Source organism: Nocardioides glacieisoli (assembly GCF_004137245.1).
Taxonomy (GTDB): Bacteria; Actinomycetota; Actinomycetes; order Propionibacteriales; family Nocardioidaceae; genus Nocardioides; species Nocardioides glacieisoli.
Genome location: NZ_SDWS01000015.1, coordinates 38,552 through 52,046 on the forward strand (window position 1 = coordinate 38,552; position 13,495 = coordinate 52,046).

The 13,495-nt window shown below is 72.4% G+C and carries 12 protein-coding genes; 6 read left to right on the plus strand and 6 right to left on the minus strand.

Going from position 1 to position 13,495, the window contains the following annotated elements; translation table 11 throughout:
* Positions 1–184: 184 nt before the first annotated feature.
* Positions 185–832 carry a response regulator gene (locus EUA06_RS21305; RefSeq protein ID WP_242498306.1) on the plus strand — a complete coding sequence of 216 codons (648 nt, stop codon included), beginning with the start codon at positions 185–187 and terminating at the stop codon, positions 830–832.
* 65 nt (positions 833–897) lie between these two features.
* Positions 898–1,749: a universal stress protein gene (locus EUA06_RS21310; RefSeq protein WP_129479549.1), complete on the plus strand. Its 852-nt coding sequence runs from the start codon at positions 898–900 to the stop codon at positions 1,747–1,749.
* Here the strand turns inward: EUA06_RS21310 and EUA06_RS21315 are convergent.
* From EUA06_RS21315 to EUA06_RS21330, 4 genes are read right to left on the minus strand one after another with little or no spacing between them, the layout of a single operon-like run.
* Entirely contained in the window at positions 1,746–2,837 is a 1,092-nt protein-coding gene (locus tag EUA06_RS21315) for an acetate/propionate family kinase (RefSeq protein ID WP_242498307.1), read from the minus strand. The genes EUA06_RS21310 and EUA06_RS21315 overlap by 4 nt on opposite strands.
* Positions 2,838–2,863: 26 nt before the next feature.
* Positions 2,864–5,281, minus strand: a complete 2,418-nt coding sequence (locus tag EUA06_RS21320; protein WP_129479553.1) for a phosphoketolase family protein — start codon at positions 5,279–5,281, stop codon at positions 2,864–2,866.
* Positions 5,278–6,735 (minus strand): DUF4389 domain-containing protein, encoded by a 1,458-nt coding sequence (locus EUA06_RS21325; RefSeq protein WP_129479555.1) that lies wholly within the window; start codon positions 6,733–6,735, stop codon positions 5,278–5,280. Before EUA06_RS21325 ends, EUA06_RS21320 begins: the two co-directional genes overlap by 4 nt.
* The gene (locus tag EUA06_RS21330) at positions 6,732–7,271 is read right to left on the minus strand and encodes a GNAT family N-acetyltransferase (protein WP_129479557.1); all 540 of its coding nucleotides are present in this window, start codon (positions 7,269–7,271) and stop codon (positions 6,732–6,734) included. Before EUA06_RS21330 ends, EUA06_RS21325 begins: the two co-directional genes overlap by 4 nt.
* Before the next feature lie 131 nt (positions 7,272–7,402).
* Here EUA06_RS21330 and EUA06_RS21335 point away from each other — a divergent pair, with 131 nt between their 5' ends.
* From EUA06_RS21335 to EUA06_RS21345, 3 genes are all read left to right on the plus strand, one after another.
* Complete coding sequence (locus tag EUA06_RS21335; RefSeq protein ID WP_129479559.1) at positions 7,403–8,800, plus strand: MBL fold metallo-hydrolase RNA specificity domain-containing protein; 1,398 nt, start codon at positions 7,403–7,405, stop codon at positions 8,798–8,800.
* A 103-nt stretch (positions 8,801–8,903) separates the two neighbouring features.
* Positions 8,904–9,842: a universal stress protein gene (locus tag EUA06_RS21340; RefSeq protein ID WP_129479561.1), complete on the plus strand. Its 939-nt coding sequence runs from the start codon at positions 8,904–8,906 to the stop codon at positions 9,840–9,842.
* A gap of 23 nt (positions 9,843–9,865) precedes the next feature.
* Positions 9,866–10,816, plus strand: coding sequence for a universal stress protein (locus EUA06_RS21345; RefSeq protein WP_165354493.1), 951 nt, complete (start codon positions 9,866–9,868; stop codon positions 10,814–10,816).
* 11 nt (positions 10,817–10,827) lie between these two features.
* On the opposite strand, the gene EUA06_RS21350 is transcribed toward EUA06_RS21345, so the two are convergent.
* Both EUA06_RS21350 and EUA06_RS21355 read right to left on the minus strand, forming a co-directional pair.
* Entirely contained in the window at positions 10,828–11,172 is a 345-nt protein-coding gene (locus EUA06_RS21350; RefSeq protein ID WP_129479565.1) for a hypothetical protein, read from the minus strand.
* Positions 11,169–12,182 carry a zinc-dependent alcohol dehydrogenase gene (locus tag EUA06_RS21355; RefSeq protein WP_129479567.1) on the minus strand — a complete coding sequence of 338 codons (1,014 nt, stop codon included), beginning with the start codon at positions 12,180–12,182 and terminating at the stop codon, positions 11,169–11,171. Before EUA06_RS21355 ends, EUA06_RS21350 begins: the two co-directional genes overlap by 4 nt.
* Before the next feature lie 285 nt (positions 12,183–12,467).
* On the opposite strand from EUA06_RS21355, the gene gap reads away from it, so the two are divergent.
* A complete protein-coding gene (gene gap, locus EUA06_RS21360) occupies positions 12,468–13,493 on the plus strand; it encodes a type I glyceraldehyde-3-phosphate dehydrogenase (RefSeq protein ID WP_129479569.1) in 1,026 nt (341 codons plus the stop codon).
* Positions 13,494–13,495 lie beyond the last annotated feature (2 nt).

The window sequence follows — 13,495 nt, forward strand, 5'->3', positions numbered from 1 at the left end:
CGGTGTCGCCACGTCCTTGCTACGCCCACCGTGTGCGTGGTCACGAGAGCCGCAGGTCCCGCGCGGGTGGGCCGTGCTGCCCTGCGGGGTGGCCGGGGAGGGGACGACGAGAAGGGACCAAGGTCCCGCCCACGGAGGACCATCGACCGAGGCAGGTCCCCACGTGCGGACCTAGCGTGGAACCGTGAACGACCAGACGACCATCCGCGTGTACCTGCTCGACGACCACGAGGTCGTCCGACGCGGCATCAAGGACCTGTTGGAGTCCACGGGCGACATCGAGGTGGTGGGGGAGTCCGGGTCGGCCCGGGAGGCCACGGCCCGCATCCCGGCGCTCCGCCCGCACGTGGCGATCCTCGACGGCCGGCTCCCCGACGGATCGGGCATCGACGTGTGTCGTGACGTGCGATCGATCGATCCCACGATCAAGGGCCTCATCCTCACGTCCTACGACGACGACGAGGCGTTGTTCGCCGCGATCATGGCCGGTGCGTCGGGCTATCTCCTCAAGCAGGTGCGCGGGAACGACCTGGTCGACACCGTGCGCCGCGTCGCCGGCGGCCAGTCGATGCTCGACCCGGCGTTGACGGCCCAGGTGCTGGACCGCATCCGCAACGGGCCGCCGGCCGACGAGGAGCTGGAGGTCCTGACCACCCAGGAGAAGCGCATCCTCGAGCACGTCGGTGAAGGGCTGACCAACCGCGAGATCGCGCGGAGCATGCAGCTGTCGGAGAAGACGGTCAAGAACTACGTCTCCGCGGTGCTCACGAAGCTCGGCCTCACGAGCCGCACCCAGGCGGCAGTGTTCGCGGCCAGGCACCCGCAGGGCTAGACGGCCGCCCGGAACAGGTCCAACGGCCCTGCCCCGACGCGGTCCCCCCGGGGCACGGTGGAGCCATGACGACCGCTCCCATCCTCCTCGCCTACGACGGATCCGCCGACGCCGATCGCGCCCTGGAGTGGGCGGCCGAGGAGTCGCGCGGCACCGGCCTGCCGGTGCGCGTGATGACGGTCGAGGACGTGCAGGAGACCCCGATGGTCGTCTCCATGCGCCACGGCGTGCCGGTCGCCGTCGCGTCGACCGTGCCGGAGGTCCTCGACCGCGCCCGCACTGCGTTGACAGGGGCGGGGGTGGGCGTCGCCACCTTCGACCACGCGGTCGGCAGCGTCGTGGGCGAGCTGCTCGAGGCCGCCGCCTCGGCGTCCCTCGTGGTGCTGGGAAGCCGGGGTCACGCCCCGGCGAGCGAGATGATCCTCGGCTCCGTCAGCCAGCACGTGGCCCGGCACGCCACCTCGCCGGTGGTCGTCGTACGCGAGCCACGCGACCCGGGTGCCCGGCGCATCGTCGTGGGTGTCGACGGCTCGCCGGGGAGCCGGGCCGCGCTCGAGCTCGCCTGTCGACGCGCCGAACGCACGGGCGGGACCGTGGTGGCGCTGCACGGCTGGTACGTCCACGTCCCGTCGACGGACGTCTGGAGCGCCGTGCCGCGCAGCCTGGCCGACGAGGACGAGCGCCGCCGGTTGCTCTCGGAGAGTGTCGCCGGCGTGAGGGAGGACCACCCCGACGTCGAGCTGGAGCTGGAGGCGATCGGCACGTCTCCAGCGACGGCGCTGGTCGACGCGTCCGCGAGCGCCTCGCTCGTGGTCGTGGGAGCACGTGGACGCAGCTTCGTCGGTGGGCTGCTGCTCGGCTCGGTCAGCCAGTCGGTGCTGCGCCACGCGCAGTGCCCGGTCGCGGTGGCCCGTTAGCCGACCACGACCTCCACGGCGTCACGCGCGATGACGAGCTCCTCGTCGGTGGGCACGACCAGGGCGACCGGGTGACCGGGACGGCTGATCCGTCCGGCCGTGCCGGACCCGTGCCGCGCGTTCGCCTCCTCGTCCTCCTCGAGGCCGAAGAGTCCGAGGCGGGACAGCAGCGCACTGCGCAGGTCGGCGTCGTGCTCGCCGATGCCTCCGGTCAGCACCAGGACGTCGAGTCCACCCAGGGCGACCGCCAGCGCGCCGACCGCCTTCGCCGCACGGTAGGAGAACACGTCGAGCGCCAGCTGCGCGGTGCGCGACCCCTGACCGGCCTGCTCCCTCAGGAGGCGGCAGTCGTGGCTGCTCCCGGAGAGCCCCAGCAGGCCACTGCGCTCGTTGAGGGCGAGCACCACCTCGTCGAGGCCCAGGCCGAGCCGACGCCCCACGAAGGCGAGCGCGCCCGGGTCGATGTCGCCGCTGCGGGTGCCCATCACGAGCCCCTCGAGCGGCGTCAGGCCCATGGTGGTGTCGATCGACGACCCGTCCAGCACAGCGGTGCCGCTGCAGCCGTTGCCGAGGTGGAGCGACACGAGTCGTAGCTCCTCGAGCGGGCGGCCGAGGAGCTCCGCGGCGCGGCCGGACACGTAGCGGTGGCTGAGGCCGTGGAACCCGTAGCGCCGGACCCCGAGGTCGGACCACTCCTGCGGCACGGCGTAGCGGTGGGCCACCTCGGGCAGCGTCCGGTGGAACGCCGTGTCGAACACGGCCACGTGCGGCAGGTCGGGCAGGCGTCGGCGCACAGCGCGGAGTGCCGCCAGGGCCGGCGGCATCTGGAGCGGCGCGAGGTCCACCAACCCGTCCAGGGCCACGACGACGGCGTCGTCCACGGCTACGGGTCCGCAGAAGACCATGCCGCCGTGCACCACCCGGTGGCCGACCGCGACCACGTCGTCGAGGTCGTCGCCCCACTCGCCGAGGAGCCGGTCGATCGCGTCCGCCGGGGATCGGGCGTCCTCGACGAGCGCGGACCTGCGGCGCGCGCCGGAGGCAGGGTCGACGATCGCGGCCTTCAGCGTCGAGCTGCCGCAGTTCACTACCAGGACGGTCGGTCCGGGCGGCGTCACCCGCCTGCCCCGTCGCGGACCGGCAGCGTCCACTCCCGCACCTCGGGGAGGTCCTCGAGGTGCTCGACCACGTAGGCGTGGTGGGCCGCCAGCCGCTCCTCGCACCACGCCTTGAGGTCGCTGGCACCGGGCGGCGTCCGGCGTGCGTTGTTGATGGCGTCGATGACGAGGTCGTAGCGCGAGACGTGGTTGCGCACCACCATGTCGAAAGGCGTGGTCGTCGTGCCCTGCTCGGTGAACCCGCGCGCGTGGAAGCGGTCGGTGTCCGGCCGTCCGTGGACGAGGTGGTGGACGGCACCCGGGTAGCCGTGGAAGGCGAACACGACGTCGACGGTGTCGGTGAAGAGCTCCTTGAAGGCGGTCTCGTGCATGCCGTGCGGGTGGTCGCGGTGCCGCGTCAGGGACATCAGGTCGACCACGTTGACCACACGTGTGCGCAGCCGGGGCAGGCGCTCGCGCAGGATCTGGGCAGCCGCGACGACCTCCATCGTGACCACGTCGCCGGCGCAGGCGAGCACGATGTCGGGGTCGACGGTGCCGTCGTCGTTGCCCGCCCACTCCCAGACCCCCGCGCCACGCGCGCAGTGCTCGTCGGCCTCCTCGGCCGTCAGGTACTGCAGCTGGGGCTGCTTGTCGATGACGAGGAGGTTGACGTACGACGTCGAGCGCAGGCAGTGGTCGGCCACCGACAACAGGCAGTTGGCGTCCGGCGGCAGGTAGACCCGGCCCACGGTGCCGCGCGCGGTGATGACGTTCTGGATCAGTCCGGGGCCCTGGTGGCTGAAGCCGTTGTGGTCGTTGCGCCACGCGGTGGAGGTCAGCAGGATGTTGAGGCTCGGGACGCGCCTGCGCCACGGCAGCGCATCTGCCTCCTGCAGCCACTTCGCGTGCTGGATGGTCTGGGACGCGCTCACCATCGCGAACGCCTCGTAGGTGGCGAACATGCCGTGGCGGCCGGTGAGGGTGTAGCCCTCGAGCCACCCCTGGCAGTTGTGCTCGGAGAGGACCTCCATGACGCGACCGTCCACGGAGACGTGGTCGTCGGCCTCGGTGACGCGCTCGGCGAAGGCGCGGTCGGACACCTCGAGCACGGCGCCGAGACGGTTGCTCGTGGTCTCGTCGGGGGAGAAGAGCCGGAACGTGTGCGGGTTGCGGACGTAGGTCTCGCGCAGCAGCTCGCCGAGCTGCCGGGTCGACTCGCGCCGCACCGTGGCGGGTGCCGGCACGTCGACGGCGAAGTCGCGGTGGTCGGGCAGGTCGAGCGGCCGCATCCGGCCACCGTTGGCGTACGGCGTCGCGCTCATCCTCAGGTCTCCGGCGGGGTTGGCCTCCCGGACGAGCGCCGTCGCTCCGTCGGCGTCGAAGAGCTCCTCGGGCCGGTAGGAACGCATCCACTGCTCCAGCAGGCGCAGGTGGTCGGGGCCCTCCTTGACGCGCGAGAGCGGCACCTGGTGGGCGCGGTGGGTGCCGAGGACCTGGATGCCGTCTACCACGTCGGGCCCGGTCCAGCCCTTGGGGCTGCGCAGCACGATGAGCGGCCAGCGTGGGCGGCTCCCGTCCCAGTCACCGCCGCGGGCCGAGTCCTGGATGGCGCGGATGGTGCCCCAGGCCTGGGCGAGAGCGGCAGCGAACCGGAGGTGCATGCCGGGCAGGTCGGCGCCCTCGACCTCGATCACCTCGTAGCCGTGACCGGCGAAGAGTGAACGCACCTCGGCCGGGTCCTTGCGGGCCAGCACCGTGGGCCCGGCGATCTTGGCGCCGTTGAGGTGCAGGACCGGCAGCACCGCTCCGTCGCGGGCGGGGTTGAGGAAGGAGATGCCCTTCCACGACCCCTCGAGGGGTGCCGTCTCGGCCTCCCCGTCGCCGACCACGGCCACGGCGAGCAGGTCGGGGTTGTCCATCACTGCACCGAAGGCGTGCACGAGCACGTAGCCGAGCTCGCCGCCCTCGTGGATGGATCCGGGCGTCGTGACCGACACGTGGCTGGGGATCCCGCCCGGGGAGGAGAACTGGCGGAACAACCGGCGCATCCCGTCCTCGTCGCGGGTCACCTGCGGGTAGGTCTCGGTGTAGCTGCCCTCCAGGTAGCCCGCGGCGACCAGCGCGGGGCCGCCGTGACCGGGCCCGGCGAGGTAGATGGCGTGCTGGCCGGTGTGCCGGATCAGTCGGGACACGTGTGCATAGACGAAGGACAGTCCGGGGCTGGTGCCCCAGTGGCCCAGCAGGCGGGGCTTGATGTCCTCGGGGACGAGGGAGCGACGAAGGAGCGGGTTGTCCTTGAGGTAGATCTGGCCCACGGTGAGGTAGTTGCACGCGCGCCACCAGGCGTCGAGCGCGCGGACCTCGGCCTCGGTGGGCGCGGCGAGCTGCCCGACCAGCTGGTCGTGTGGGTGGACGGAGGTGGTGGTCGTCATGTGCGGGGTCCTTCGGGGTGGGTGCGGGCAGCGAGTCGGAGGGGTACGGCGACGAGGACGGCGCCGAGGAGGAGGAGGAGCGCCGCCGCGGCGAGCAGGACGCCGACGAGCGTCTGGAGGGCGGGGACCTCGGCGCCGACGCGGAGGTCCGCCGCGACCCGGGCCGACCCGTCGGGGTTCATCAGCACCACGGTCCAGCTGCCGTCCTCGACCGCCCACGTGACCTCGGGCTCGGCAGCGACGTCGGACACGACCCAGATCGACTCGTCGATCGGCGCCGAGCCGGGCGCGCGGCCGGCGACCGCCTCGTACACGGGTCCGCTGTCCTCGACCCCGCTCACGACGTCGTGCCGTACGTCCGCCAGGTAGGCAGCGGCGTCCTCGGACCGGGCGATCCCCAGGAACAGCTCGCCGCCGTCCGCCGAGCCGGCCGCGAGCCGTACGTCGTCCAGCACGTGGTCGGGCAGCCAGTCGGACACGTCGTCGGTCTGCACGCGGGCGTCCTCGGAGACGATGGCGAAGCCTTCGGTGTCGAGCCGTTCGGTGGGACTCATCAGGAAGCCGTCGGAGCTGCGGCGGTCACTGTCGATGACGGCGAGCGTGCCGCCGGTCCCGGCCACCATGAGGCTGGCGAGGACGACCAGCGAGCCCACCACGAGGGTCACGACCCGGCCGGCCGTCCACCCGTCCGGTCCGGGACGCACGGGTTCGACGGGCGGTGTGGTCCGGGGCTGCAGGTCGTCCGGTGCGGCCCCGGTTGCGGCGGGTTCGTGCCCGCCCTGGTCCAGCCGGAACGGCGGGTAGCGGTCGGTCATCAGGCTCACGTAACCCGCGACGCGCAGCACCCAGCGGTTCAGGCCGAGCACCAGGTCGAAGACCGACCGGGGATAGCGGCCGGTGACGAGCAGCGCGACGGCGGCCACGAGCACGAGGACCCCGATGAGGCTGATGCTGAGCAGCGGCGAGTCGTCGGCACCACGTACGCCGTAGCCGACGCCGCCGGCGAAAAGCGCGATGACCAGGTAGTGGGGGATCGCCAGCAGCCACCACTTCACGAGCGCGAGTCCGCGCGAGAGGTGCTCGGGGTAGTCCACCTCGAGATGGGCCGGGTAGTCCGGGACGTCCGCCAACGTGAACGGCGGATAGCGGTCGGTGCCCAGCGCGCTGTAGGAGTAGAAGCTGACCCGCCAGCTCCACCGCATGACTCCGACGTTGAAGTCGAACAGGCTGCGGGGATACCTGCCCGTGACCACGATGCTGACGAACGCCAGCGCGGTCATCAGGGCGAACGCGATCCACAGTGCGACCAGGATGAGGTAGTGCGGGATCGCGAGCAGCCACTTCACCAGCCAGAGGCCGCGGCTCAGCTGCGGATCCAGCTCGGCGTCGACGTGCACGGGGTAGGGGACCTGCTCCGCGGGACGCGGCGTGCTCGGCACGGTGGTGGTGGTCATGGTTGGTCGCTCTCCCTGGATGGTGGATCGGTGTCGAGCTCGTAGCGCATGACGCCGTGCTCCAGGTGGTGCTCGGCGGTGGGACTCGCGTCGCGGAAGACCTGGGCCATCCGGGTGTTCTCCGGGAGCACGTCGGCGACCAGCCGCCTGATGCCGAGCGCACGGCACTGCGCGGTGAGGTGCTCCAGCAGCAGCGTGCAGAGGCCGTGACCGCGCTCCGCGGCGCAGACGACGAACGCCAGCTCGGCGGCGTCCGGTGTGATCAGCTCGGCCGTGCCGAGCCCCACGACAGCGCCGTCCACGACCGCCACCAGGCTGATCACGGCTCCGGGACGCGCCGCCAGCACGTGGTCGACGTAGTGGCGCCCGGCGGCGTGGCTCACGTTGAAGAAGCGGAGCCGCAGGGCGGCGTCGTCGAGCCCGTCGTGCAGGTCCAGCAGCCCGGCCCGGTCGCCCTGGTCCGGGGGCCGGATGGTCGCGTGGCGACCGTCGGAGGTGAGGACCGCCGCGGGCATGGGTGACGTGCAGACCGGCATGTGGCCAGCGTGCGCCGGTCGCTCCGGCGCGGACAGGGACCTACGACCTGTACCGGACGGCACGAAGGCCCTGTCCGGCGTGGGATGGCTCGACCGAAGGTGGGGTGCCGGACCAGGAGACGGAGGCGCACATGACCCGCAGCGCGGCACCCACCGCAGCGATGACGTTCCTCGGCGGCGTCGGGACCGTGACCGGCAGCAAGTTCCTCCTCGACGTGCCGACGGGCCGGGTGCTGGTCGACGCCGGCCTCTACCAGGGCCTCGCGGTGCACCGGCGACGCAACTGGGACACGTTCCCGGTCGACCCGGCCACGATCGGCCACGTGCTCCTCACGCACGCACACCTGGACCACACCGGCTACCTGCCCCGTCTCGTCCGGGACGGGTTCGCCGGACCGGTGCGGTGCACCCGGGAGACCGCCGACCTGGCGGCCATCGTGCTCCGGGACAGCGCGCACCTGCAGGAGGAGGACGCGGCGCACGCCGACGCCTCCCGGTTCTCCAAGCACTCGCCGGCGCTCCCGCTCTACGACCACCAGGACGTCGAGCGGGCGCTCCGTCTGTTCTCCCCGGTGAGGACGGGTGCACACGTCGAGCTGGCGCCGCACGTCGGCGCGACCTGGCGTCCGGCGGGGCACATCCTCGGCTCGGCGACGATCGAGGTCCGCATCGGCGCGAGCCGGGTGCTGTTCAGCGGAGACCTCGGCCGCGCCCACCACCCGCTGCTGGCCCCGCCCGAGGACCCGCCCGAGGTCGACACGGTGGTCGTCGAGTCGACGTACGGTGACCGGCGGCACCCGCTGCCCGACCCGCACGTCCTCGCGGACGCGGTGTGCCGCACGATCGAGCGGGGTGGCAGCGTCCTCGTCCCGGCGTTCGCGGTCGACCGCACCGAGCTGGTCCTCCTCGAGCTGCAACGGCTGGTCCGCGAGAAGCTGGTCCCCGACGTCCCGATCCACGTCGACAGCCCGATGGCGCTGGCGGCACTCGAGGTGTACCGGCGCGCTGCTGCGCGGGGAGGTTCGCAGTTCCGGGCCGAGGCCCGCGAGCTCGTCGCCGGGTTCGACGACCGGTCGGTGCACGCAGTCCATGACGTCGCCGGCTCCCAGCTCCTCAACCGACCCAGCCAGCCCTGCATCGTCATCTCGGCGTCGGGCATGGCCACCGGTGGTCGTGTGCTGCACCACCTGGCCCACCAGCTGCCGGACCGCCGCAACACCGTCGTGCTGACCGGCTACCAGGCGGAGGGGACGCGCGGCCGGCAGCTGGCCGAGGGAGACAGGCAGGTGAAGATCCACGGCCGCTACGTGCCGGTGCGTGCCGAGGTCGTGTCCGTCCCCGACTTCTCCGTGCACTCCGACGGCACCGAGACCATCGAGTGGCTCAGTCGCGCTCCCCGCGCCCCGCGGACCGTCTACGTCGTCCACGGCGAGCCGGCATCGGCCCACGCCCTCGTCACCCGCATCGCCTCGGAGCTCGGCTGGACGGCCGTCGTTCCCTCGCCCGGCGAACGGGTCCTGCTCGACTGAGCGGGCCGTTCGTCCCGGCGCGCACGTCCGTCCGGCCCTGCCGCGCGGCCCACTAGAGCCGCAGGCTGGTGGTGCCGGAAAGACACCCCAGGAGGTCCCGACCATGTCGCACACGAATCGCCCCACCCGCCGTACGCGCGACCTGGTGGTCGGCGTCGACGGCACGCCGGCCAGCGCCAACGCGCTCCGGTACGCGGTCAAGGAAGCGGCGCTCAGTGGAGGCAACGTGGAGGTCGTCCACGTCATCCCCGACTACGCCCCCATCGCGGGCATGTACCCCATTGCCCCGGCCGAGCTCGTGGAGGCCGGCCGCGCGGCCCTCGAGACGACGCTCCGCGAGGTCGGCTCGACCTCCGGTGCGACGCTGGCGACGAAGCTCGAGCGCGGGGCGGTGGTGAAGACGCTCGTGACCGCCGGCGAGCACGCCCTCGAGATCGTCGTCGGGAGCGACCGGCGCCCAGTGACGAGCCGGCTGCTCACCGGCAACGTGTCCACCGGTGTCGCCGCCAGCGCTGCGGTTCCGGTCGTGTCCGTCCCGGAGACCTGGTCGGCCGATCGCGAGACCGGCACCGTGCTGGTGGGGGTCAAGCGACCCGACCAGTCCGAGGCCCTCCTGGCCGAGGGGTTCGAGGTCGCTCGTCGGCGTGGCAGCCGGCTCGTCGTCCTGCGCGCGTGGCGGTTCCCCTCGGCGTACGACGACATCATCGTCTCCGACCCCGCCACGCTTGCCGAGTGGGGCGACCGCGCGCGGTCGGAGCTCGAGGACCTGGTCGCGCCCTGGCGGCACAGCTACCCCGACGTCGAGGTCGAGCTCAGGTGCGTGCACGACCACCCGGCGCAGGCACTCGTGCACGCGTCCGTCGATGCCGACGAGCTGGTCATCGCGCGGAAGGCACACGGATTCCCCGCGGCCGCGCACCTCGGATCCACCGCTCGCACCACGCTGCTCTACGCACACTGCCCGGTCCGGGTCGTCCCGGCCGTCCACGTGCCCGTGCTCCCCGACCTCGATCTCGAGGCGGCCGGTAGCGCGCTGAAGTGACCACCCCGCGAAGGAGGACGATGATGAGCACCGAGGACAACGCACCCGCCCACCCCAGGCCTGGCTCGGTCGTGGTGGGGGTCACCGGCCCCGGCCGGGAGCGGGCCGCCCTGCGGTTCGCGGCCGACTGCGCCCGGCGTGAGGGACGTGACGTCGTGCTCGTGCACGCCTTCCACCCTGGGCACCCCGCCCCTCCTCCAGGCATCCTCCTCAGCTATGCCGATGCCTCCGAGGCGGGTGACTGGGTGGTCAAGGAGGTCGGCGACGAGTTCCGGGAGCTGAGCGACGGCTCGATCCAGTTCACCTCGCTGGCCGTCGCCGGCGCCCCCTGGCGCGTGCTCGGGGACCTCGCCGTCGACGCCCGCATGCTGGTCGTCCAGCACCGGCACGCGCACGGTCTCGCCCGGCTCGTCACCGGCCACACCGTGACCGGAGTCGCCTCCCGGGCCGGCTGCCCGGTGGTGTCGGTCAACGAGGACTGGGAACCGCCGGACGCGGGTGGTGAGGTCGTCGTCGGCGTCCACGAGGACGGTGGACCGTCCGAGGCCCTGGCCGAGGCCTTCGTCTGGGCCGAGGCGACCGGCGCACCCGTGCGCGTCGTCCACGGGTGGCGGCTGGACGCGGTCTACGACGACATCATCACCTCGCGCATCGCCGCCGAGTGGCGGGCCGAGCAACGGACCGTCCTCACGGAGGCGGTCAGCACGCTGCGCTCCCGCCACCCCGGCGTGAGCGTCGAGGTCGAGGTGCGCCACCAGTGGCCCGCCGACGTGCTCGTCGACGACTCCCGGGTCGCCCGGCTCGTCGTCATGGGACGACACGGCCGGGCCCCGTGGGGCCCGCACCACCTGGGTTCGATCGCGCGAACGGTCCTCCGCGAGTCCCGGTGTCCTGTCATGGTCGTCCCGGTGCACGTCGCACGGGCCGAGCTGGAGTGGGACCTCACCGCTGACGAGGTCTCACCGCAGACCTGACCCGTCCCCGGTCACGACGGGGTGTAGTGCAACGACCACCAGTGCGGGCCGGTCTCGGCCGACCGCTGCCAACCGTGCGCGGCGAGGTCGGCGTCGAGCTCGCGCAGCTGCTCCTGCGCGAGCGGGAGCCAGGCGTGCGGCTCGGTGGTGTCGTCCATGTCCTGGAGGCGGAGCACCGGGAACGTCGAGCTGACGAGCGCGTGCGAGGCGGCGCGGTGCTCGGCCGGTTCACCCACCGGAACCGCGACGAAGCGGTAGAGAGCACTCCCGTAGCTCCCGGAGATCGTGGTCAGCAGGGCCCTCCACCACGAGTGCTCACCGAGCTCCTCCAGGTGGACCTCGAGGCCTCGCGTCACAGCGCGAGGTCGAAGACGAGACGCGCCGGCACGCGGCCGGCGAGGACCTCGTCGAAGCAGGCGTTGACGTCCTCGAGACGCCGCGTCTCGGTGACGACCCGCGTGTGGCCCTGCTCGTGCAGGGCGAAGCAGTCGGCGAGGTCGTTGCGGGTGCCGACCAGCGAACCGATGACGGAGATGCCCTTGAGCACCGTCTCGAACACCGGGAGCTCGAGCCGGTTGTCCGCCGGCAGCCCGACCAGCACGAGCCGGCCGTTCGGGTTCAGTGCGGCGTGTGCGGCGCGCATCGACGAGGGCGACGGGACGGTCACGACAGCGACGTCGACCCCGCCGAGCGCCGCGAGCTCCGCCGCCTGGTCGCCCCGGGCGTCGACGACGTGGTCGGCGCCCAGCTCCTTGGCGAGCGCGAGCTTGTCGTCCTCGACATCGACGGCGACGGTCCGCGTGCCGAAGATGCGGGCGTACTGCAGGGCCATGTGCCCCAGTCCGCCGACACCCACGATCATGGCGGTCTCATTGGGCTGGGGCCGAGCGACCTTCAGGGCCTTGTACGTCGTCACGCCGGCGCACGTGATCGGCGCCGCGTCGAGCGACGACACGCCATCGGGGACCCGGACGACGTGGCTGGCGTACCCGAGCGCGTACTCGGCGTAGGAGCCGTCCATCGTGTAGCCCATGTAGGCAGGCGTGGTGCAGTAGGTCTCCCACCCCGACACGCAGTAGCGGCAGCTGCCGCACGCATGACCGAGCCAGGGGAGTGCGACACGTGTCCCGGTCAGCGAGGGGTCGACCTCCTCGCCGACACCGACGACGTGACCCACGCCCTCGTGTCCCGGGATGAGCGGGATCTTCGGCTTCACCGGCCAGTCACCTCGGGCGGCGTGGATGTCTGTGTGGCACAGGCCGCTCGCCTCGATCCTGACCAGGACCTGGCCGCGACCCGGTGTCGGGACGGGGACGTCCCGGATCTCCAGCGGGGCGCCGAGGGCTGGTACGACTGCTGCACGCATGATGCTCACTCCTGTGGGGTTGGCGACAAGTCCGTCGCATGCGAGTCAACGCGTGTGGGGACGCCGCCGGCAGGGGAGAACGGCCTGTCCGGCCCGGGACCACGAGGTCGTGAGATGTCGAGGCACGGCGCAGCGGCACCGTCATCACGCGCGTCCTCGCCGGCGGAGCCTCGCGAGTCCGAATGCCCGTCCGGCGGATGACCTTCGGCCCTGTGGCGCCCGGTCCTCGAGGGCGAGCGTGGGTGGAGAGGCCCCGCGACCGCGGCGGCGAAGGAAGGCACCACGATGAGCATCCGCGTCGGGATCAACGGCATGGGCAGGGTCGGACGGGCGCTCCTGCGCCGCGCAGCACAGACGGACGACCTCGAGGTCGTCGCGGTGAACGACCTCATGGGCATCTCGATGCTGGCGACGCTCCTGCGCCGCGACAGCACCTTCGGACGGTTCCCGGGGGAGATCGAGGTGGACGGGGACGTGCTCGTCGTCGACGGGCGCAAGATCGCCGTCTCGTCCTGCCGCGATCCCGAGGAGCTGCCCTGGGCCAGCGAGAACGTCGAGGTGGCCGTCGAGTGCACCGGCAAGTTCCGCACGCGCGACCAGGCCGCCGGCCACCTGCACGCCGGAGCCCAGCGGGTCGTCATCTCCGCACCGGGCACGTCCGTGGACGCCACCATCGTGATGGGCGTCAACGACACGACGTACGACGCCGCCGCGCACGTCGTCGTGTCCAACGCCTCGTGCACCACCAACTGCGTGGCGCCGATGGTCAAGGTCCTGCAGGACGCCTTCGGCATCCAGACGGGGTTCATGACCACGGTGCACGCCTACACCGGCGACCAGAACCTCCTCGACGGCCCCCACAAGGACGCCCGCCGGGCGCGCTCGGCCGCGGTCAACATCGTTCCGACCACCACCGGCGCGGCTAAGGCCGTGGGGGAGGTCCTCCCGGAGATCGCCGGACGCCTCGACGGTGTGGCGCTGCGCGTGCCCGTGGTCGACGGGTCGCTGGTCGACCTCGGCGTCCTGCTCGATCGCGACGTCACCGCGGACGAGGTCAACGCCGCCTTCGCCGCCGCGGCCGCGTCCGGGCCCCTGGCCGGCCTGCTGCGCTACGAGGACGGCCCGTTCGTCTCCGCAGACGTGATCGGGGACGGGGCGTCGTGCGTCTTCGACTCCGGCCTCACGCAGGCCTCGGGCCGGTTCGCCAAGGTCTTCGGCTGGTACGACAACGAGTGGGGCTACACCTGCCGCCTCGCCGACCTCACCCGACTCGTCGGGAGCTCGCTCACCCCGTCCTCCGTCACGAGCTGACC